Source organism: Kurthia huakuii LAM0618, from assembly GCF_000505545.1.
Classification (GTDB): Bacteria; Bacillota; Bacilli; order Bacillales_A; family Planococcaceae; genus Kurthia; species Kurthia huakuii.
Genome location: NZ_AYTB01000021.1, coordinates 47379 through 67803, shown reverse-complemented (window position 1 = coordinate 67803; position 20425 = coordinate 47379). Strand labels below are relative to the sequence as shown.

The following is a 20425-nucleotide window of genomic DNA, read 5'->3' as shown; positions in this document are numbered from 1 at the left end:
TTTATAGAGAGTCGACGGCTGGTGGAAGTCGATAAAAACGCTCGCGAATCCGTCCTGGAGTTGCCTTATTGAAACCAGCAGTAGATAAGGCCGGCATCCTAGCCGTTATGAAACAAGTGGAGCAGGCATCAGTCTGTTCAATTAGGGTGGCAACGCGGGTATGCTCTCGTCCCTTTACCAAGGGGATGGGAGCATTTTTTTGTACTCTTACATCGATTATCTGAATGGAGGAAAACATATGTTAGACATTAAACGCGTACGCGCAAATCTTGCAGAAGTAAAAGAAAAATTAGCGCACCGTAACGAAGACCTTGGCACATTTGATCACTTTGAAGAATGGGACCAACAACGCCGTGATTTAATCGCGAAAACAGAAGAATTAAAAGCAGCGCGCAATAAAGCAACAGAAGTAATCGCTGTAAAAAAACGCGCGAAAGAAGATGCACAAGCAGACATCTTAAACATGCGTGAATTAAGCGCTGAAATTAAAACATTAGACGTACAATTAAACGATATCGAAGAAAAATTCCAAGATATGATGATGCGTTTACCAAATATTCCACATGAATCAGCTCCAGTAGGCGATACAGAGGATGACAACGTGGAAGTATATACACGTGGCGACTTACCAGCATTTGATTTTGAACCGAAAGCACACTGGGATATTGCAACAGAACTAGGCATTATCGATTTCGAGCGCGCTGCAAAAGTGACAGGCTCTCGCTTCGTATTTTATCGTGGCTTAGGTGCTCGTTTAGAACGTGCTCTTTGGAATTTTATGATGGATTTACATGCAGATAAACATGGCTACGAGGAAATGTTACCACCATACATGGCAAACCGCGCAAGCTTAACAGGCACAGGTCAACTTCCAAAATTTGAAGAGGATGCATTCTTAATCGAACAAGAAGATTACTTCCTAATCCCAACAGCTGAAGTACCTGTGACAAACTTCTACCGCGATGAAATTTTACCGGTAGATATGTTGCCACAAGCATTCACAGCTTTCTCTGCTTGCTTCCGTTCAGAAGCGGGCTCTGCCGGTCGCGATACACGTGGTTTAATCCGCCAACACCAATTCAACAAAGTCGAATTAGTACGCTTCGTAAAACCAGAAGAATCTTATGACCAACTTGAATTATTAACGTCTCATGCTGAAGAAGTATTAACATTATTAGGCTTACCATACCGCAAATTAAGCATGTGTACAGCTGACTTAGGCTTTACGGCTGCGAAAAAATACGATTTAGAAGTATGGATTCCAGCACAAGATAAATACCGCGAAATCTCTTCATGTTCAAACTTTGAAGACTTCCAAGCACGCCGCGCAGGTATCCGCTTCCGTCGTGACAAAAATGCAAAACCAGAATACGTACATACATTAAACGGTTCAGGTCTTGCAGTTGGTCGTACAATCGCAGCTATTTTAGAAAACTACCAACAAGCTGATGGCTCTGTCAAAATTCCAGAAGCACTTGTACCATATATGGGCGGCGTAACTGAAATTACAGCGAAATAATGAATTGAAAAAAGCAGGAATCGCATTTGGCGCGGTTCCTGCTTTTGTTATGTCTTAATAATTTTCTTTATAAGGTCCTCTAATTTGGTCTTGTGCTTCTTGTATAATGGCCTCTGTAAAATAAGGACGATTGATTTCCGTTTTCGCGGCATCTAAATAACGGATAAAGACACCGTCATAAAAATAATAACGCCCCGTAATTTGCTCATTTTCAAGTGTCAGCAAGAAAATGAGCTTGTTATCTAAATAAGTATATTCGGAGCGATAATGCCCATCGTCTACAATGCGAATAAAGACATTGTCAATTTCATATTCTGTTACGATGCCACTTTCAGTTACTGGTGAAAGTTGTTTATTGTTAATCGCATTTTGAATTTTTTGCGATGCTGGTCGGATCGTATAGTCGACGATATTTTTAATTTCACCTTCTGTATAATACGTTAGGCTAACATCTTGCAACTGCGTATCACCTGGTCGATCATCTACCGTTTCTACAGGCTGTTCGTCATCTGTTGTATTACTTTCCTTTGAGACAACGGCTGTTTCACCGGTTGCCTGTTGAGATGTCGTATCGGTTTTCGTATCTTGCTCCGCAGTATTTTCATTTACTTGATTGACGTTGACGGTTGTACCGCCACAAGCTGTTAAAACGGTCGCGCTTAATACTAGTAGCATCAAATATTTCATAGTGTGCCCCCTTCTAAATATCATTGTTCCTTTTATACTAAAGGGCACTATGGCATTTTGAAATAGTACATTTTAATGATTTGTATTATTTTCCTTTTCCCCCAACTTACGCAAACGCTTTTGCTCTTTTTTACGTGCGCGCAATTCGCGGAAAAAGTCTGTTAAGAGCGCACCTGTTTCTTCAGCGAGCACACCTTCTGTGACATCGCATTCATGGTTGAAGCGGGAGTCATTTAATAGATGATAGAGCGAGTCGACGCAGCCGGCTTTTATGTCACGTGCCCCGTAAACGACGCGCGGAATACGTGATTGTAAGATGGCTCCTGCACACATTGGACATGGCTCGAGTGTGACATAAAGCGTCGTTTCTTCAAGTCGCCAGCTATCGATAACTTCACAAGCATGTTGAATGGCCATGAGCTCGGCATGAGTTATCGCATTTTGTGACGTTTCACGTAAATTATGTGCGCGCGCAATAATTTCATCGTTGTAGACAACTACCGCACCAATCGGGACCTCACCGATTGCGGCGGCTTTCATAGCTTCATTTATCGCTTCTTGCATGAAGCGTACATCTTTCTCTTGTTGATCCATTTTCATTCTCCTTTAGGGCAATTCAAAAATTTCGACAGTTCATTATAACTGTCTTAACGTTTCGGTCTGTGATAAAATATTTTACATTGACGAAAAAAAGTGAAGGGGGACTTCTGATGCCTACACCATTTATTACGGTTGAAGGACCGATTGGCGTCGGGAAAACGTCGCTCTCTAAAATAGTATCGGAAACATTTGAGTTTCACTTATTAAAAGAGATTGTAGACGAAAATCCATTTTTGAATAAATTTTATGAAGACATCAATGAATGGAGCTTCCAAACAGAGATGTTTTTCTTATGCAATCGCTATAAACAACTAACAGATATTAAAAAGTATATTTTAGCTGAGAATAATCCTGTTGTCGCGGATTATCACATTTTTAAAAATTTAATTTTTGCGAAGCGTACGTTACAACCGAGCGAGTATCATAAATACGAGGATATCTATCGCATTTTAACAGCTGATATGCCAAAGCCAAACATCGTCATTTATTTAGAAGCGACGGTTGACACGTTGATGAAACGTATTGCGAAGCGCGGTCGCGAGTTTGAAAAAATGATTTCGCGTGATTACATGGAGAAACTTGTTGAAGATTATCATACATTTATTGAAAGCTTCGAAAAAAGTCATCCAGAAATTCCGGTTATCCGCGTGAATGGCGACGAATTAGATTTCGTTCAACATGAGGGAGACTTACAAATAATTTTACGCAAAATCGATGAAACGTTACAACAAAGGAGCTTTAAATAAATGAATTTACGAGAAAAATATGGTATTCCATCAAATGCGGTCATTACGATTGCAGGTACGGTTGGTGTCGGAAAATCAACGATGACAAAAGCACTTGCTGAAGCGCTAAATTTCCGCACATCTTTTGAAAAAGTAGATACAAACCCATACTTAGACAAATTTTATGATGACTTTGAAAAATGGAGTTTCCATTTACAAGTATATTTCATTGCAGAACGCTTTAAAGAGCAAAAACGTATTTTTGAATATGGTGGCGGCTTTATCCAAGACCGTTCGATTTATGAAGATACCGGTATTTTTGCAAAAATGCATTACGATAAAGGCACGATGTCACCGACCGATTACGAAACGTATACGAATCTTTTTGATGCGATGGTCATGACACCATACTTCCCACATCCGGACTTATTAATTTATATAGAAGGCTCAATCGACAATATTATTGAGCGTATTGAAGAGCGTGGTCGCCCAATGGAGCAACAAACAGATAAAGCTTATTGGCACGAAATGCATGACCGTTATGATACGTGGATTGATAATTTCAATGCATGCCCGGTACTACGCTTAGATATCAATGACTACGATTTAATGAAAAACCCTGAAACAATTGAGCATATTTTAGAGCGCATCAGTCATTTCATGGAACAAACTTCTCATTTACGCCGTCGCTAAATAGTAGGAGACTACCGCATTTTGTGGTAGTCTTTTTTTAAGCAGCAAAAGGAAGGTGTTCAACATGAGAGTCGCAATTTACTGTGGATCACGAGAAGGAAATAACCCGATTTATATAGAAAAAGCAATTGAACTAGGTCGTACGCTGGCTGAAAACGGCATTGGTGTTGTTTATGGTGGCGCAAATAATGGCGTCATGGGTGCAGTAGCAGATGCTGCACTTGCAGAAGGCGGCGAGGTAATCGGCGTTACACCTGCATTTGAAGAATGGAATGAAGTAACGCACTTAGGATTAACGGAACTTCATTATGTTAGTACGATGCATGAGCGCAAAGCATTGATGATTCAACTGTCGAATATGTTTATTGCCTTACCAGGTGGCGCTGGCACAATGGACGAATTTTTCGATGTCTTTACATTGACTCAAATTGGTCAGCAAGATAAGGCGGTTTGCTTGTACAATGTGAATCATTTTTATGAACCATTACGCACACACTTCGATAAAATGGTTGAGGAAGGTTTTATGCCACATGAGCATTTGGAGTTATTACATATGCTTGAAACCCCACAAGATGCGTTAGATGTCGTGACGAAAATGGAAGCAAAACAACAAAGTTTATAATAAAAAACGAGGCAAGGATTAAACCTTTACCTCGTTTTTTTTCAATTTGTAGCGCAGTTGATTGAGTTGGAAAAAGATAAAGCAGCCAACGCAAAAACCTAAAAGCGCCAGGCTTGATGCGCTGGCTACCATAATTGTAAATACATAACCAATGACAGGTAAGCCAGTCGTGAATCCAATCAAACCAAGTGCAAGGCATGTAATCGCAATGACTGAGTTAAATTTTTGCTGTGTAATATCTTCAGGGATATAGTCGGATGGTTTTTTCTTTAAGAAGCGGCGCCCGATTTTAATAATTGGATTGTAGTTAAATAATAGGCCACTTAAATTAACTAGCAAAGGAACGGCTAACAACCACGGACTAATAAACCAGCTTGCAATTGTAAAAATGAAAATCGTCCATTGATTAGCGCGAACTAATGGGCGTGGAATAAATGGAAGCTTTGACATAACGACCAACCTTTCTTAAAGAAAATGAATTATTTCTATCATAAACGTTAAAACTTAATAAATCAAATGGTTTTACTTGGTTTTAATACAGCACCTAGAAGGTTTTTAACTTTTTTTGAAACAAAAATAATATATTGCGATAAGTTTTTGAATTTGTATGGTTTTAGGTTGATTTTTTAGACAATCATTTATATACTAGGAATTGCTATGCTAGGTGGGGAGGTAGCGGTGCCCTATAACTCGCAATCCGCTTTAGCGAGACTGAAGTCCTTTTCGAGGCTGTCCGTATGTTTGGTCTGCCTCGTGCACGTAGTGTTGAAGATCGGGTCCTGCGCAATGAGCGCTTACGAACCATGTCAGGTCCGGAAGGAAGCAGCATTAAGTAGGTTAACTCATGTGCCGTGGGGTAGCCTGATCTGAGCTGGCGACAAGAGTAACGCTTGTGTACGGCAGTCGAAGAAAGGTGCATGGCATAAACATGCATATTCAACTCATCCGATTTATCGGGTGAGTTTTTTTCTTGTCTAAATGGTATAATCATATTAAGAGATTCAACTAGAAAAGGAGACAAAAACGTTGGCATATCAAGCTTTTTATCGCGTATATCGTCCACAAACATTCCGAGAAGTGTCGGGACAGACGCACGTGAAACGCACATTACAAAATGCGCTTGAAGCAAATAAAACAACGCATGCCTATTTATTCTCTGGGCCTCGAGGTACTGGGAAAACAAGTATGGCGCGTATTTTTGCGAAAGCTTTAAACTGTGAACATGCGGTTGCAGGCGAGCCTTGTAACGAATGTGCGCATTGTCAAGAAATTAATGAAGGTAAATCCAATGACGTTTTTGAATACGATGCGGCGTCTAATTCTCGCGTAGAAGATATGCGTGAAATGCTCGAATTTATCGACCGTGCTCCTTCATATGGCATGCGCTATAAAATTTATATTATCGATGAAGTGCACATGCTTTCAACAAGTGCTTTCAACGCCTTATTAAAAACATTAGAAGAACCACCGGCACATGTCGTGTTCATTTTAGCGACAACGGAACCACATAAAATTCCGGCGACGATTATTTCTCGTACGCAACGCTTCGACTTCAAGCGTTTATCATCTACTGATTTAGTAGAGCGCATGAAAGTTGTATTAGAAGATATTGATTTAGATTATGATGACCGTGCATTAAAAGTCATTGCCCAAGCGGCAGCTGGTGGTATGCGTGACTCGCTTAGCATGCTAGATCAGGTCGTATCGTTTAGCGACAATGAAGTGACGTTAGAAGATGCCTTGTTTGTGACCGGTTCTATCGGCCAAGATGTTTTTTATGAATTAGCACAAAGCCTTGTTGCAAAAGATATTGCGAATGTATTAGCAACATTAGAAAAATTAATGAGTGAAGGGAAAGATGCCGTTCGCTTATCAGAGGATTTAATTACATTTTTCCGCGACTTATTATTAATTCAAACAGCCCCAGATTTAGGTGATTTAGTAGAGTTAGCGTCATCAGATGATAAATTTACGGAGCTGGCGAATAACTTTTCAATGGATACGCTGTATACGTATATCGATATTTTATCAAAAACACAGCAAGAGATGCGTTTTTCACTTCATTCAAAAGTGTATTTAGAAACCGCGCTGTTAAAAATGGTGCAAAGTGGTGTTTCACGTGTAACAACTGCCGAAAATACAGCGGGCGCACCTGAAGTCGCTGCACTTCAACAGCAACTAAATGAATTACAGCAGCTTGTACTACAAATGCAAAAAGGCGGTATTGTACAACAAGCACCTGCACCAAAAGAGCCAAGTCCGCGTCGTTCGCGTCAACGTAGCAATGAATACCAAGTACAGGTTGGGCGTATTCAAGAAATAATGAAGCGAGCCACGCGCGATGACTTGCGTAAAATTCAAGATATTTGGCCAAATGCAGTAGCACAAATTCCGAAATCACAGGCAGCGTTATTAACGGATGCACAGCCTGTAGCATCGTCTGCTGATGCTTTTGTATTGCAGTTTAAAGAAGATATTTACTGTCAGATTGCTTCTGATAATCAGCAATTCATGCAACAATTCCCACAAGTAATCGCTGGAATGACAGGGATGACGTATGATATTGTCTTTGTTCCTGAACAACGCTGGCTTAAGCTTCGTGAAGAGTTTTTCTCACATTATAAAAAGACTTCACCACAACAATCTACCGAAGAAAATAAATCTACGAGTGGCGAAGAAGCTGAAGAAAATGTACAATCAATGTTAGTTGAAGAACAACAAGCCTCAGCGAATCCAATTGTAGATGAGGCTGTAAAACTATTTGGCAAAGATTTTGTCGAAGTAGTAGAAGATTAATAAATTATATCCAAGGAGGAATTTAATATGCGCGGTGGCGGTAACATGAACCAAATGATGAAACAAATGCAAAAAATGCAAAAGAAAATGATGGAAGCTCAAGGTGAATTAGAAGAAAGCTCATTCGAAGGTACAGCTAGTAACGGTCTAGTGAAAGTAACTGTATCAGGTAAAAAAGAAATCACAGATGTGGAAATCAACCCAGAAGTAGTAGATCCAGATGATGTTGAATTATTACAAGATATGATTATTATTGCAGTAAACAATGCAATGGAAGCTGTTGATAAAGAAACATCTTCTAAAATGGGTCAATTCACAAAAGGCTTAAACATTCCAGGTCTATAATTTAGAGCTATTAGGAGGGAATGGATATGCATTATCCTGAACCAATATCACGATTAATTGATAGCTTTATGAAATTGCCAGGCATTGGGCCAAAAACAGCCTCGCGCTTGGCATTTTTCGTGCTAACAATGGAAGAAGATAGCGTACTTACTTTCGCTAAATCACTCGTTGATGCAAAACGTGAGCTCACATATTGCTCAATTTGTGGTCATATTACGGATATTGATCCTTGTCATATTTGCCAAGACCCTAAGCGCGATCGTTCAATGATTTGTGTTGTTCAAGATACAAAGGATGTCATTGCAATGGAAAAAATGCGTGATTACAATGGTTTATACCATGTATTACAAGGGGCCATTTCACCAATGGATGGTATTGGACCAGAAGATATCAATATCCCGTCATTAATTCAACGTTTACACGATGATGAAGTACAGGAATTAATTTTGGCAACAAATCCAACAATTGAAGGAGAAGCGACTGCAATGTATATTTCTCGCCTCGTAAAACCATCTGGCATTAAAACGACGCGTATTGCACATGGTTTACCAGTTGGTGGCGATTTAGAATATGCGGATGAAGTCACGCTTTCAAAAGCACTTGAAGGACGTAGAGAACTGTAAAGAGAGGTCACACATATGTTTTTTAGTAAAAAACAAAAACTTCGCAAGGAATATGATGCGAAACTTGTTGATTTAATTAAAGAAGCAAAGCAAGATCTCGATGACATACAGCATCTTGAAGGCATTGCCGATGATTTTGAGTTGAGCACAATCGCTCAAAAGAAAATTGCTGAAAGTAAATATTTCTATTTATTTAAAGAAGCACGCATTCGTAAAGTGTTAATTAAATAAGCGTTAGAATAGAAGAACTGCATAAATAGTGCGGTTCTTTTTTTATAGGAGCAAAAATTCTAAAAAACAACATGATCGATAGCCATGTTCTGTACAAAATGTATCGGAGTTTAATAATATTCATTTCTATAAGAAGAAACAGCAATAAAATGAAAAATAGCTATGTTGTTTTTTGAAAGAAATGAGCAAGTTTAAAATAAAATTAAAAAAAGACGTAAAATGTATTGCAATGCTCTGAAATGCATGTTACTATATAATAGTTATCAAGAAGAGAGCACATTTATAAAAAATCAATTGACATTTCATGAGATATCTTTTAGAATATTTCAAGTCGCAAAAAACTTTTTAAAAAGTTGTTGACAATGAAAAAACACAATGATATAATAAATGAGTTGTTAAGATAACGGCCAACGAAATGAACCTTGAAAACTGAACAAGCAAGATGTAATCACAATAAATTCGGTTCAATTAAGAATCGAAACAAAATGTTATCAAGCAAGATAACGCTAGCAAAGCAAATGAGCTTTCAAACACTTTTTATGGAGAGTTTGATCCTGGCTCAGGACGAACGCTGGCGGCGTGCCTAATACATGCAAGTCGAGCGAGGTTGTTTGGAATGCTTGCATTTCAAACAACCTAGCGGCGGACGGGTGAGTAACACGTGGGCAACCTGCCCTGTAGACTGGGATAACTTCGGGAAACCGGAGCTAATACCGGATAACTCTTTTAGCCTCATGGCTTTAAGCTAAAAGGCGCTTCGGCGTCACTACAGGATGGGCCCGCGGTGCATTAGCTAGTTGGTAGGGTAACGGCCTACCAAGGCAACGATGCATAGCCGACCTGAGAGGGTGATCGGCCACATTGGGACTGAGACACGGCCCAAACTCCTACGGGAGGCAGCAGTAGGGAATCTTCCACAATGGACGAAAGTCTGATGGAGCAACGCCGCGTGAGTGATGAAGGTTTTCGGATCGTAAAACTCTGTTGTAAGGGAAGAACAAGTGCGTTAGGTAATGAACGCGCCTTGACGGTACCTTATTAGAAAGCCACGGCTAACTACGTGCCAGCAGCCGCGGTAATACGTAGGTGGCAAGCGTTGTCCGGATTTATTGGGCGTAAAGCGCGCGCAGGTGGTTTCTTAAGTCTGATGTGAAAGCCCACGGCTCAACCGTGGAGGGTCATTGGAAACTGGGGAACTTGAGTGCAGAAGAGGATAGTGGAATTCCAAGTGTAGCGGTGAAATGCGTAGAGATTTGGAGGAACACCAGTGGCGAAGGCGACTGTCTGGTCTGTAACTGACACTGAGGCGCGAAAGCGTGGGGAGCAAACAGGATTAGATACCCTGGTAGTCCACGCCGTAAACGATGAGTGCTAAGTGTTAGGGGGTTTCCGCCCCTTAGTGCTGCAGCTAACGCATTAAGCACTCCGCCTGGGGAGTACGACCGCAAGGTTGAAACTCAAAGGAATTGACGGGGGCCCGCACAAGCGGTGGAGCATGTGGTTTAATTCGAAGCAACGCGAAGAACCTTACCAGGTCTTGACATCCCAATGACCGTCTTAGAGATAAGACTTTCCCTTCGGGGACATTGGTGACAGGTGGTGCATGGTTGTCGTCAGCTCGTGTCGTGAGATGTTGGGTTAAGTCCCGCAACGAGCGCAACCCTTATTCTTAGTTGCCATCATTTAGTTGGGCACTCTAAGGAGACTGCCGGTGACAAACCGGAGGAAGGTGGGGATGACGTCAAATCATCATGCCCCTTATGACCTGGGCTACACACGTGCTACAATGGACGGTACAGAGAGCTGCAAGCCCGCGAGGGTTAGCCAATCTCATAAAACCGTTCTCAGTTCGGATTGTAGTCTGCAACTCGACTACATGAAGCCGGAATCGCTAGTAATCGCGGATCAGCATGCCGCGGTGAATACGTTCCCGGGCCTTGTACACACCGCCCGTCACACCACGAGAGTTTGTAACACCCGAAGCCGGTGGGGTAACCATTTATGGAGCCAGCCGTCTAAGGTGGGATAGATGATTGGGGTGAAGTCGTAACAAGGTAGCCGTATCGGAAGGTGCGGCTGGATCACCTCCTTTCTAAGGATTATTACGGAATAGATGACTCGGTCATCTACGATTACACTTGCTGTTCAGTTTTGAAGGTTTATGAATCTTCTAAAACTTGTTCTTTGAAAACTGGATAAAACGACATTGAAAGTAACAAACAAATTTCTATTATAGATTTTTTATTATTAAGTTTTAATTTTTAGGCTTAATAACTTATATAGGTTAAGTTATTAAGGGCGCATGGCGGATGCCTTGGCACTAGAAGCCGATGAAGGACGGCACTAACACCGATATGCTTCGGGGAGCTGTAAGTGAGCTTTGATCCGGAGATTTCCGAATGGGGGAACCCACTGTTTTTAATAGGACAGTATCTACACGTGAATTCATAGCGTGATGATGGCAGACTCAGGGAACTGAAACATCTAAGTACCTGAAGGAAGAGAAAGAAAATTCGATTCCCTTAGTAGCGGCGAGCGAAACGGGAAGAGCCCAAACCAAGGAGCTTGCTCCTTGGGGTTGTAGGACACTCTATACGGAGTTACAAAGGAATGAGTTAAGCGAAGCGGCATGGAAAGGCCCACCAAAGAAGGTAACAGTCCTGTAGTTGAAAGTTCATTCCCTCCAGAGTGGATCCTGAGTACGGCGGAACACGTGAAATTCCGTCGGAATCTGGGAGGACCATCTCCCAAGGCTAAATACTCTCTAGTGACCGATAGTGAACCAGTACCGTGAGGGAAAGGTGAAAAGCACCCCGGAAGGGGAGTGAAAGAGATCCTGAAACCATGTGCCTACAAGTAGTTAGAGCCCGTTAATGGGTGATAGCGTGCCTTTTGTAGAATGAACCGGCGAGTTACGATCCCATGCAAGGTTAAGCTGATAAGGCGGAGCCGTAGCGAAAGCGAGTCTGAATAGGGCGAATGAGTATGTGGTTGTAGACCCGAAACCAGGTGATCTACCCATGTCCAGGGTGAAGGTAAGGTAACACTTACTGGAGGCCCGAACCCACGTACGTTGAAAAGTGCGGGGATGAGGTGTGGGTAGCGGAGAAATTCCAATCGAACCTGGAAATAGCTGGTTCTCTCCGAAATAGCTTTAGGGCTAGCCTCGCGGCTAAGAATCTTGGAGGTAGAGCACTGTTTGGACTAGGGGTCCATCCCGGATTACCGAATTCAGACAAACTCCGAATGCCAATGATTTATACGCGGGAGTCAGACTGCGAGTGATAAGATCCGTAGTCAAAAGGGAAACAGCCCAGACCACCAGCTAAGGTCCCCAAGTAATCGTTAAGTGGAAAAGGATGTGACGTTGCTTAGACAACCAGGATGTTGGCTCAGAAGCAGCCATCATTTAAAGAGTGCGTAATAGCTCACTGGTCGAGTGACGCTGCGCCGAAAATGTATCGGGGCTAAACGATTCACCGAAGCTGTGGATGGACATCTCAGATGTCCGTGGTAGGAGAGCGTTCTAATCGCTGTGAAGTCAGATCGTAAGGACTGGTGGAGCGCTTAGAAGTGAGAATGCCGGTATGAGTAGCGAAAGATGGGTGAGAATCCCATCCACCGAATGACTAAGGTTTCCTGAGGAAGGCTCGTCCGCTCAGGGTTAGTCGGGACCTAAGCCGAGGCCGATAGGCGTAGGCGATGGATAACAGGTTGATATTCCTGTACCACCTCCTCACCATTTGAGTAATGGGGGGACGCAGTAGGATAGGGTAAGCGCGCTGTTGGTTATGCGCGTCTAAGCAGTGAGGTGTGAGTGTAGGCAAATCCGCACTCTTTAACATTGAGCTGTGATAGCGAAGCTCTTAGAGCGAAGTTCCTGATTTCACACTGCCAAGAAAAGCCTCTAGCGAGGTGAGAGGTGCCCGTACCGCAAACCGACACAGGTAGTCGAGGAGAGAATCCTAAGGTGAGCGAGAGAACTCTCGTTAAGGAACTCGGCAAAATGACCCCGTAACTTAGGGATAAGGGGTGCTCTGGTAGGGTGCAAGCCCGAGAGAGCCGCAGTGAATAGGCCCAAGCGACTGTTTATCAAAAACACAGGTCTCTGCTAAACCGTAAGGTGATGTATAGGGGCTGACGCCTGCCCGGTGCTGGAAGGTTAAGAGGATTGGTTAGCGCAAGCGAAGCTGAGAATTGAAGCCCCAGTAAACGGCGGCCGTAACTATAACGGTCCTAAGGTAGCGAAATTCCTTGTCGGGTAAGTTCCGACCCGCACGAAAGGCGTAACGATTTGGGCACTGTCTCAACGAGAGACTCGGTGAAATTATAGTACCTGTGAAGATGCAGGTTACCCGCGACAGGACGGAAAGACCCCATGGAGCTTTACTGTAGCTTGATATTGAATTTTGATACATTTTGTACAGGATAGGTAGGAGCCTGAGAGACCGGAACGCCAGTTTCGGTGGAGGCGTTGTTGGGATACTACCCTAAATGTATTGAACTTCTAACCCGCACCCCTTATCGGGGTGGGAGACAGTGTCAGGCAGACAGTTTGACTGGGGCGGTCGCCTCCTAAAAGGTAACGGAGGCGCCCAAAGGTTCCCTCAGAATGGTTGGAAATCATTCGCAGAGTGTAAAGGCACAAGGGAGCTTGACTGCGAGACCTACAAGTCGAGCAGGGTCGAAAGACGGGCTTAGTGATCCGGTGGTTCCGCATGGAAGGGCCATCGCTCAACGGATAAAAGCTACCCTGGGGATAACAGGCTTATCTCCCCCAAGAGTCCACATCGACGGGGAGGTTTGGCACCTCGATGTCGGCTCATCGCATCCTGGGGCTGTAGTCGGTCCCAAGGGTTGGGCTGTTCGCCCATTAAAGCGGTACGCGAGCTGGGTTCAGAACGTCGTGAGACAGTTCGGTCCCTATCCGTCGTGGGCGTAGGAAATTTGAGAGGAGCTGTCCTTAGTACGAGAGGACCGGGATGGACACACCGCTGGTGTACCAGTTGTCTTGCCAAAGGCATCGCTGGGTAGCTATGTGTGGACGGGATAAGTGCTGAAAGCATCTAAGCATGAAGCCCCCCTCAAGATGAGATTTCCCATTACGCAAGTAAGTAAGACCCCTGAAAGACGATCAGGTAGATAGGTTCGAGATGGAAGTATGGCGACATACGGAGTTGACGAATACTAATAGGTCGAGGACTTAACCAAATATACTTTCATGTCACATTTTATCCAGTTTTGAAAGAACAATTCTTTCAAGGAACTTACGCTAAGTTCACAACGTCCATGTTGTAACACGTAAGTCAGTACATCCTTGTACGTAAGGGTTCTGATAGGCTAGTAATACGAGGAAGCAATGAATGAACACCGGAGCATACTTCAGTATGTGAGGATGTGAATGAAACAGCTGACAATGTAGTACGAAGCAGAGCAGAAGCCGTAACTAAGAGTCTAGTGATGATGGCAAAGAGGTCACACCTGTTCCCATGCCGAACACAGTAGTTAAGCTCTTTAGCGCCGATGGTAGTTGGGGGTTTCCCCCTGCGAGAGTAGGACGTTGCTAGGCACACGAAGTACCGATTTTTATCGGTGCTTTTTTTGTGTTTTCATACAACATATGAAGTGAATTTTCTGCGCAACTTACTTACAATAGAGATACGAGGGTAGGTGCAGAACTATGAAAAAATTAACAGTGATAAAATTAATTGCTGCAACGACTGCAGCTGCAATAACTTTAGTAGCAAAACCAAAAAAAGTGAAATAGAAGAGGTAAGAGTTAATGAAAAAAACATCATTTATTACATTTGAAGGTCCAGAAGGCGCCGGTAAAACAACAGTGCTTAAAAAAATTGCTGAACGTTTACGTGAAAAAGGTGTCGATGTTATCGCCACGCGTGAACCAGGTGGTAGTGTAATTGCAGAAAAAATCCGTCATATTATTTTAGATAAAAATCATACAGAAATGGATGCGCGTACAGAGGCATTATTATATGCAGCTGCACGTAGTCAACATTTTGCAGAAACGGTAGAACCAGCGCTAAAAGAGGGTAAAGTAGTATTATGCGACCGCTTTATCGATTCTTCATTAACTTATCAAGGGGTTGGACGTAAATTAGGGATTGATGCAGTGAAGGCAATCAACGAATTTGCGATTGGAGATCGTATGCCAGATGTGACGATTTTATTTGATTTAGAGCCTGAGGTAGGATTAGCACGTATTAATGCAAATGAAGGACGTGAAGTGAATCGTTTAGATAAAGAAGACTTAGCATTTCATCAATCCGTACACGAAGCGTATTTACATTTAGCTGAGCGTTTCCCAGAACGCATTCAAGTGATTGATGCGAGCAAGTCGCTAGAAGAAGTCGTAGAATCAGCATGGCAATGTATTGCACCGCTTGTTTAGCCATGATGAAAAATTTGACTTTATGATATAATAGTTGAAAAGAATCAGGAGTGAATGCCGATGAAATTAGTAGTTGCAGTAGTACAAGATCAGGATAGTAACCGTCTTTCAAATGCTTTAACGAAAAATAATTTTCGAGCAACGAAATTAGCCAGTACGGGAGGTTTCTTGAAATCAGGAAATACAACTTTCCTAATTGGTACGGAGGATTCACTCGTTCCGAAAGCGCTTGACGTTATTCGTGATAACTGCCGCTCACGTGAGCAAATGGTAGCGCCAATTTCTCCAATGGGAGGCAATGCGGATTCTTATATTCCGTATCCTGTAGAGGTAGAAGTTGGCGGTGCTACGGTATTTGTATTGCCGATTGAACAATTCCATCATTTCTAGAGTGGAGGCGACCGTATATAATGAAAATTAACCAAGACATACACATAGGGAGAAGTCAGGCACAGACGCGACAAGTGCAGCAGCAAGCGACGAACAACTTTGGTAGTCTTGTAGTAAAGCAAGGTCAAAAAATGCAGACCGAGCAATTAACGCGTTTGCTAGGTGATATTTCGACTGCTGGTGAACGTATTACCAAATCGCGAAATTTGCGTGATCTTGCAAAATTTAAAATGTTGATCAAACGCTTTTTGAAAGAATCCGTATCGTTTGGTATGGAGCTGAAACAATCCCATACGTGGAATCGCTTTGGTGAAGGCCGCCGTTTAAAGATTGTCGATACAATTGACGAGAAGCTAATTGAATTAACGGAAGATATTTTAAACGAAGAAAAAGACTCTGTCGATATTTTAGCAAAAATCGGAGAGATTAAAGGGTTACTTATTAATCTGTACACATAACGGAGCTGTGGCATTAGGGAAAACATCTGGTGATGGTAGCGTGCTTAGGCGCGGCACATCGGCTGTACTTTTGTCACAGCTTCATTTTTTAAAGGTGATGGAAATGGAAAAAACAACAGCACAGCTTAAGCAATTGCAGCCAGTTGTCATGCAGCAACTGCAAATAATTGAGCGTAAAAATCGTATTGGACAAGCCTACATATTTGAAGGAAGAAAAGGGACGGCAACAGAAGAGGTCGCTCATTTTTTCGTGAAATTATTATTATGTGAACAACCAAGTGACGGCGAGCCATGTGACGTCTGTCGAAGCTGCCAACGGATTGAAAATGGCAATCACATTAACTTTCATCAAGTATATCCAGATGGGCAATTTATTAAAGTGGCAGCAGTATCACAGCTTCTTGATGAAATGAGTAAGCGTGGTATGGAAGCCGGGCGTAAAGTGTATATTGTTCATGAGGCAGAGCGTTTGAATGCACAATCTGCGAATAAATTATTGAAGTTTTTAGAAGAACCAATTGGTGAAGTGACTGCGATTTTTACGACGCAAAATATTAATGCGATGTTGCCGACGATTTGTTCGCGTTGTCAGCATATCGCATTTCAGCCAATTCCAAAGCATTTATTATTAGAAGAACTACGCAAACAAGGCGTTGGTACATCAATTGCGGCAACGGTTAGCATGGTAACTAGCGACGTAAGTGAGGCAATTGCATTAACCGAAGATGACGAGTTTGCACAGGCGAGAAAAACAGTGTTAAAATTAATAGAAGCGACGCTATCGAAAAATGTGCATGAGGCTCTATTGATTGTGCACGAGGATTGGTTGCCAACTTTTAAAGAAAGAAACCAAATGGAGTTAGCATTGGATTTACTGCTATATGCGTATCGAGATATTGTAGCAGTGAAGGCAAACCCAGAAGCGACATTAACGTACCCGGACATGAAAGAATTTTTCGTGACGACTGGCTTGCGTCTGACGTACGAACAACTTTCAGCTATGTTGCAAGCAGTCTTGCATGCGCGTAAGACACTGCATAGTAATATGAATCGTACGTTGCTGATGGAACAGCTAATGCTGAATCTGCAGGAGGGAAAGTCCTTTGTATAAAGTAGTAGGAATCCGTTTTAAAAAAGCGGGTAAAATATATTATTTTGATCCTGGTGAACTTGCACTCGAAAATGGCGAATATGTCATCGTTGAGACAGCTCGTGGGATTGAATATGGTAAAGTTGTTGTTCCGCCGAAAGAAGTGGATGAAGAAGATGTTATTTTGCCGCTTAAACAAGTTGTTCGCCAAGCGAATGAACGCGATAGTATCCAAGTAACGGAAAATCTTGGCGATTCAAAACGTGCTTTTGAGCTTGCTACAGAAAAGATTGCTCTGCATAAATTAGAGATGAAATTAGTAGATGTCGAATATACATTTGATCGTAATAAAATTATCTTTTATTTCACTGCAGAAGGTCGTGTTGACTTCCGTGAACTTGTAAAAGATTTAGCTTCGGTATTCCGTACGCGTATTGAACTACGTCAAATTGGCGTGCGCGATGAAGCGAAGATGCTAGGTGGTATTGGCCCATGTGGTCGTATGCTATGTTGTTCAACATTTTTAGGTGATTTTGAGCCTGTGTCGATTAAGATGGCGAAGGATCAAAACCTTTCATTAAATCCATCAAAAATTTCAGGTTTATGCGGTCGTTTAATGTGCTGCTTAAAATATGAAAATGATGAATATGAGGAAGCTCGTTCGAAAATGCCAGATATCGGTCATACGATTTCGACGCCTGACGGTAAAGGGAAGGTAGTTGGTTTGAACATTTTAGAACGTTTACTGCAAGTAGAACTATTTGAAGAGAATCGTGTGTTAGAATATACATTAGATGAAATTGTAGAATTTGAAAAAAGTTCAGTCCAATAGGGGAATATGAGGTGGCTTGCGTGAAGGACCATAATTTCTTAGACACTGTTATGGAGTTCGAACAACAGCTTGAGTCGATGCAAACTCAGTTTGAGGCATTAAAAAAGTTTGTAGCATTAATGATGGAGGAACATCAAACGCTACAAATGGAAAATCATCATTTGCGTACGCGTTTAGAAGAGGTACTGTCTCAACAACCAGAGCAGTTACCGGAAATTGAAGTAGAAAAACGCGATGTACTCGATGTTGGCGAAGGATATGATAACTTAGCACGTCTTTATCATGAAGGCTATCATGTATGTAATGTACATTTTGGGTCGTCGCGTAAAGGTGAAGATTGCTTATTCTGTCTTTCATTTTTAAATAAACAAAATGACTAAAAAGGGGCTTCTACTATAAGCCTCTTTTAGTTTGTTGGAGGGTAATTCATGGAACAATGGTTAAAGGATGATGAACGGCTGGATTATTTGTTAGCGGAGGAGTTGCGCATTATACAAAGTCCGTCGGTATTTTCATTTTCTCTTGATGCCGTATTATTGTCTCGCTTTGTCAATATCCCACATCATAAGGGGCAGATTGTCGACTTATGTGCTGGGAATGGAGCGATTCCATTATTTTTAAGCGCACGCACGAAAGCACATATTACGGCGGTAGAGCTTCAAGACCGTCTAGTAGATATGGCAACGCGTAGTGTACAGTACAACGAGCTTGAGCAGCAAATTACGATTATGCAAGGAGATGTGCGCACGATTTCAGCGGAGCTTGGCGTCGAAAAATACGATGCTGTGACGTGCAATCCACCGTATTTTTTGGCACATGAGGCGAGCGATAAAAATTTGAAAGAGCATGTGAAAATTGCACGTCATGAAATTTATTTGAAACTCGATGAAATGATTTATACGTCGGGGCGTCTGTTGAAGCAAGGCGGCAAGGCAGCATTTGTCCACCGCCCAGAGCGCCTACTTGATATTGTCATGGCGATGCGCGCAAATCGCATTGAGCCAAAGCGTATTCAGCTTGTGTATCCAAAAATGGGGAAAGAAGCAAATACGTTGTTGATTGAAGGGATTAAAGATGGCAAGCCGGGTTTGAAAATTTTACCGCCGCTTTATGTATATGGTGATGACAATGAATATACAGATGAAGTGCGCGTGATGCTTTATGGCGACGCCGAATAAAGACGTGATGTATGTCGTGACATGTAGTGATGGCACGCTTTATACGGGGTATACAAATAATCTCGATAAGCGCATTGCGACGCACAATGCCGGTAAGGGTGCAAAATATACACGCGCGCGCTTGCCGGTAACGTGCATTTATTATGAACAATTTGAAACGAAGCATGAGGCGATGAGCGCAGAATATTATTTCAAGCGTTTGACGCGCCAGCAAAAGTTAAATTATATAGAAGAAAGAGGTCGTACGGATGATTCAATCACAAATGAGCGCTGAGCACGAACGCGGCGCTTTGTATTTAGTCCCGACGCCGATTGGCAACTTAGAAGATATGACAATGCGTGCATTGCGCATTTTAAAAGAAGCGGATATGATTGCGGCCGAAGATACGCGTAATACGAAACGCTTATGCAATTACTTCGACATTGAAACGCCACTAACAAGCTATCATGATTTTAATCAGGAGCAGGGCGGCGAAAAATTACTGCATATGCTGCGCGATGGGAAAACGGTCGCACTTGTGAGTGATGCAGGGATGCCATGCATTTCAGACCCTGGGAAAGATATTGCGATGAAGGCGATGGCGGAAGGTTTTGCGGTCGTGCCATTACCAGGAGCTAATGCGGCATTAACGGCATTAGTCGGCTCTGGGTTACCAGCACAGCCATTTTTATTTTATGGTTTTTTGAGCCGCCAAAAAAAAGAGCGTAAAGAAGCGCTTGAAGGATTAGCGAAACGTCATGAAACGATTATCTTTTATGAAGCGCCACATCGCATGAAAGATACGCTAAAAGATATGAACGCCATTTTAGGTGAGCGTAAAATTGTATTAGCGCGCGAATTGACGAAGAAATTTGAAGAGTTTTTACGCGGCACGATTGATGAAGCTTTAGAATGGGCAAATTCAAGTGAGATTCGCGGTGAGTTCGTTGTCATCGTTGAAGGTGCTGATGACAGCGTTGTTGAAGAGGCAGTTGAATGGTGGTCGACACTTACGGTTGTCGAACATATCGAGCAACTTATCGAAAAGGGTCAAAGTTCTAAAGATGCTATCAAAGAAGTGTCTAAAGAGCGCAAATTACCAAAACGCGATGTTTATCAAGCGTATCATGTAGAATAAGAAAAAGAGCAGTAGACCGGCAAAGGTCTACTGCTCTTTTTTGTTATGAAAAAACTTTAAGTAAAAACGTAGCCCCGATGAATCGGCGAAAATTCATCGGGGCCTCTAT

General features: G+C 42.4%; 20 protein-coding genes, 3 rRNA genes, 1 other RNA gene and 1 other annotated feature (1 of these 25 running past the window's edge). Of the genes, 21 read left to right on the top strand and 3 right to left on the bottom strand.

Annotation, left to right across the window (positions count from 1 at the left end):
• Positions 1 to 177, top strand: a binding site (T-box leader); it begins 38 nt to the left of the window's first position.
• 61 nt (positions 178 to 238) lie between these two features.
• Entirely contained in the window at positions 239 to 1519 is a 1281-nt protein-coding gene (gene serS / locus V514_RS0117420) for a serine--tRNA ligase (RefSeq protein WP_029501111.1), read from the top strand.
• 54 nt (positions 1520 to 1573) lie between these two features.
• Here the strand turns inward: serS and V514_RS0117415 are convergent, their stop codons facing one another.
• Together V514_RS0117415 and tadA are read right to left on the bottom strand one after the other, a co-directional pair.
• A complete protein-coding gene (locus V514_RS0117415) occupies positions 1574 to 2206 on the bottom strand; it encodes a hypothetical protein (protein WP_029501110.1) in 633 nt (210 codons plus the stop codon).
• A 72-nt stretch (positions 2207 to 2278) separates the two neighbouring features.
• Positions 2279 to 2800 (bottom strand): tRNA adenosine(34) deaminase TadA, encoded by a 522-nt coding sequence (gene tadA / locus V514_RS0117410; RefSeq protein WP_029501109.1) that lies wholly within the window; start codon positions 2798 to 2800, stop codon positions 2279 to 2281.
• 116 nt (positions 2801 to 2916) lie between these two features.
• Here tadA and V514_RS0117405 point away from each other — a divergent pair, with 116 nt between their 5' ends.
• From V514_RS0117405 to V514_RS0117395, 3 genes are all read left to right on the top strand, one after another.
• Positions 2917 to 3552: a deoxynucleoside kinase gene (locus V514_RS0117405; protein WP_029501108.1), complete on the top strand. Its 636-nt coding sequence runs from the start codon at positions 2917 to 2919 to the stop codon at positions 3550 to 3552.
• Positions 3553 to 4224, top strand: coding sequence for a deoxynucleoside kinase (locus tag V514_RS0117400; protein ID WP_029501107.1), 672 nt, complete (start codon positions 3553 to 3555; stop codon positions 4222 to 4224). It abuts the gene before it with no gap.
• 64 nt (positions 4225 to 4288) lie between these two features.
• On the top strand, positions 4289 to 4846 hold the full coding sequence (locus tag V514_RS0117395; RefSeq protein WP_029501106.1) for an LOG family protein: 558 nt from the start codon (positions 4289 to 4291) through the stop codon (positions 4844 to 4846).
• 18 nt (positions 4847 to 4864) lie between these two features.
• On the opposite strand, the gene V514_RS0117390 is transcribed toward V514_RS0117395, so the two are convergent.
• The gene (locus V514_RS0117390; RefSeq protein ID WP_029501105.1) at positions 4865 to 5296 is read right to left on the bottom strand and encodes a DUF4395 domain-containing protein; all 432 of its coding nucleotides are present in this window, start codon (positions 5294 to 5296) and stop codon (positions 4865 to 4867) included.
• A 205-nt stretch (positions 5297 to 5501) separates the two neighbouring features.
• Between V514_RS0117390 and ffs the strand changes: the two genes are divergently transcribed.
• From ffs to rsmI, 17 genes are all read left to right on the top strand, one after another.
• Positions 5502 to 5767, top strand: an RNA gene (gene ffs / locus V514_RS20140) — signal recognition particle sRNA large type.
• Positions 5768 to 5872: 105 nt separating this feature from the next.
• Entirely contained in the window at positions 5873 to 7642 is a 1770-nt protein-coding gene (gene dnaX, locus V514_RS0117385; protein ID WP_029501104.1) for a DNA polymerase III subunit gamma/tau, read from the top strand.
• Positions 7643 to 7669: 27 nt separating this feature from the next.
• A complete protein-coding gene (locus tag V514_RS0117380; RefSeq protein WP_029501103.1) occupies positions 7670 to 7987 on the top strand; it encodes a YbaB/EbfC family nucleoid-associated protein in 318 nt (105 codons plus the stop codon).
• 26 nt (positions 7988 to 8013) lie between these two features.
• Positions 8014 to 8610, top strand: coding sequence for a recombination mediator RecR (gene recR / locus V514_RS0117375; RefSeq protein ID WP_029501102.1), 597 nt, complete (start codon positions 8014 to 8016; stop codon positions 8608 to 8610).
• 15 nt (positions 8611 to 8625) lie between these two features.
• Positions 8626 to 8841: a YaaL family protein gene (locus tag V514_RS0117370; protein ID WP_029501101.1), complete on the top strand. Its 216-nt coding sequence runs from the start codon at positions 8626 to 8628 to the stop codon at positions 8839 to 8841.
• 536 nt (positions 8842 to 9377) lie between these two features.
• Positions 9378 to 10933, top strand: a 16S ribosomal RNA gene (locus V514_RS0117365).
• A gap of 190 nt (positions 10934 to 11123) precedes the next feature.
• Positions 11124 to 14052 (top strand): 23S ribosomal RNA (locus tag V514_RS0117360).
• Positions 14053 to 14294: 242 nt separating this feature from the next.
• A 5S ribosomal RNA gene (rrf, locus tag V514_RS0117355) occupies positions 14295 to 14410 on the top strand.
• The 16S, 23S and 5S rRNA genes sit together here, the layout of an rRNA operon.
• A 213-nt stretch (positions 14411 to 14623) precedes the next feature.
• Positions 14624 to 15250 carry a dTMP kinase gene (tmk, locus tag V514_RS0117345; protein ID WP_029501100.1) on the top strand — a complete coding sequence of 209 codons (627 nt, stop codon included), beginning with the start codon at positions 14624 to 14626 and terminating at the stop codon, positions 15248 to 15250.
• A gap of 60 nt (positions 15251 to 15310) precedes the next feature.
• Positions 15311 to 15640, top strand: a complete 330-nt coding sequence (locus tag V514_RS0117340) for a cyclic-di-AMP receptor (RefSeq protein ID WP_029501099.1) — start codon at positions 15311 to 15313, stop codon at positions 15638 to 15640.
• Positions 15641 to 15660: 20 nt separating this feature from the next.
• Positions 15661 to 16098, top strand: coding sequence for a YaaR family protein (locus V514_RS0117335; RefSeq protein WP_029501098.1), 438 nt, complete (start codon positions 15661 to 15663; stop codon positions 16096 to 16098).
• Between the two features lie 103 nt (positions 16099 to 16201).
• Entirely contained in the window at positions 16202 to 17209 is a 1008-nt protein-coding gene (gene holB, locus V514_RS0117330) for a DNA polymerase III subunit delta' (RefSeq protein WP_029501097.1), read from the top strand.
• Positions 17202 to 18020: a PSP1 domain-containing protein gene (locus V514_RS0117325; RefSeq protein WP_029501096.1), complete on the top strand. Its 819-nt coding sequence runs from the start codon at positions 17202 to 17204 to the stop codon at positions 18018 to 18020. The genes holB and V514_RS0117325 overlap by 8 nt, the downstream gene beginning before the upstream one ends.
• A gap of 20 nt (positions 18021 to 18040) precedes the next feature.
• Entirely contained in the window at positions 18041 to 18400 is a 360-nt protein-coding gene (gene yabA / locus V514_RS0117320) for a DNA replication initiation control protein YabA (protein WP_029501095.1), read from the top strand.
• Between the two features lie 48 nt (positions 18401 to 18448).
• A complete protein-coding gene (locus V514_RS0117315; RefSeq protein WP_029501094.1) occupies positions 18449 to 19198 on the top strand; it encodes a tRNA1(Val) (adenine(37)-N6)-methyltransferase in 750 nt (249 codons plus the stop codon).
• Positions 19182 to 19472 carry a GIY-YIG nuclease family protein gene (locus V514_RS0117310; RefSeq protein ID WP_029501093.1) on the top strand — a complete coding sequence of 97 codons (291 nt, stop codon included), beginning with the start codon at positions 19182 to 19184 and terminating at the stop codon, positions 19470 to 19472. The genes V514_RS0117315 and V514_RS0117310 overlap by 17 nt, the downstream gene beginning before the upstream one ends.
• Positions 19450 to 20316, top strand: coding sequence for a 16S rRNA (cytidine(1402)-2'-O)-methyltransferase (gene rsmI / locus V514_RS0117305; RefSeq protein ID WP_029501092.1), 867 nt, complete (start codon positions 19450 to 19452; stop codon positions 20314 to 20316). Before V514_RS0117310 ends, rsmI begins: the two co-directional genes overlap by 23 nt.
• Positions 20317 to 20425: the final 109 nt, after the last annotated feature.

What these genes read in the sequence shown, in the direction of transcription:
- tadA (WP_029501109.1), bottom strand. Translation starts at nt 2,800, where the DNA reads ATGGATCAACAAGAGAAAGATGTACGCTTCATGCAAGAAGCGATAAAT.
- V514_RS0117310 (WP_029501093.1), top strand. Translation starts at nt 19,182, where the DNA reads ATGGCGACGCCGAATAAAGACGTGATGTATGTCGTGACATGTAGTGAT.
- V514_RS0117315 (WP_029501094.1), top strand. Translation starts at nt 18,449, where the DNA reads ATGGAACAATGGTTAAAGGATGATGAACGGCTGGATTATTTGTTAGCG.
- V514_RS0117335 (WP_029501098.1), top strand. Translation starts at nt 15,661, where the DNA reads ATGAAAATTAACCAAGACATACACATAGGGAGAAGTCAGGCACAGACG.
- recR (WP_029501102.1), top strand. Translation starts at nt 8,014, where the DNA reads ATGCATTATCCTGAACCAATATCACGATTAATTGATAGCTTTATGAAA.
- V514_RS0117395 (WP_029501106.1), top strand. Translation starts at nt 4,289, where the DNA reads ATGAGAGTCGCAATTTACTGTGGATCACGAGAAGGAAATAACCCGATT.
- V514_RS0117400 (WP_029501107.1), top strand. Translation starts at nt 3,553, where the DNA reads ATGAATTTACGAGAAAAATATGGTATTCCATCAAATGCGGTCATTACG.
- tmk (WP_029501100.1), top strand. Translation starts at nt 14,624, where the DNA reads ATGAAAAAAACATCATTTATTACATTTGAAGGTCCAGAAGGCGCCGGT.
- V514_RS0117380 (WP_029501103.1), top strand. Translation starts at nt 7,670, where the DNA reads ATGCGCGGTGGCGGTAACATGAACCAAATGATGAAACAAATGCAAAAA.
- V514_RS0117340 (WP_029501099.1), top strand. Translation starts at nt 15,311, where the DNA reads ATGAAATTAGTAGTTGCAGTAGTACAAGATCAGGATAGTAACCGTCTT.
- serS (WP_029501111.1), top strand. Translation starts at nt 239, where the DNA reads ATGTTAGACATTAAACGCGTACGCGCAAATCTTGCAGAAGTAAAAGAA.
- holB (WP_029501097.1), top strand. Translation starts at nt 16,202, where the DNA reads ATGGAAAAAACAACAGCACAGCTTAAGCAATTGCAGCCAGTTGTCATG.
- V514_RS0117370 (WP_029501101.1), top strand. Translation starts at nt 8,626, where the DNA reads ATGTTTTTTAGTAAAAAACAAAAACTTCGCAAGGAATATGATGCGAAA.
- V514_RS0117415 (WP_029501110.1), bottom strand. Translation starts at nt 2,206, where the DNA reads ATGAAATATTTGATGCTACTAGTATTAAGCGCGACCGTTTTAACAGCT.
- V514_RS0117405 (WP_029501108.1), top strand. Translation starts at nt 2,917, where the DNA reads ATGCCTACACCATTTATTACGGTTGAAGGACCGATTGGCGTCGGGAAA.
- V514_RS0117390 (WP_029501105.1), bottom strand. Translation starts at nt 5,296, where the DNA reads ATGTCAAAGCTTCCATTTATTCCACGCCCATTAGTTCGCGCTAATCAA.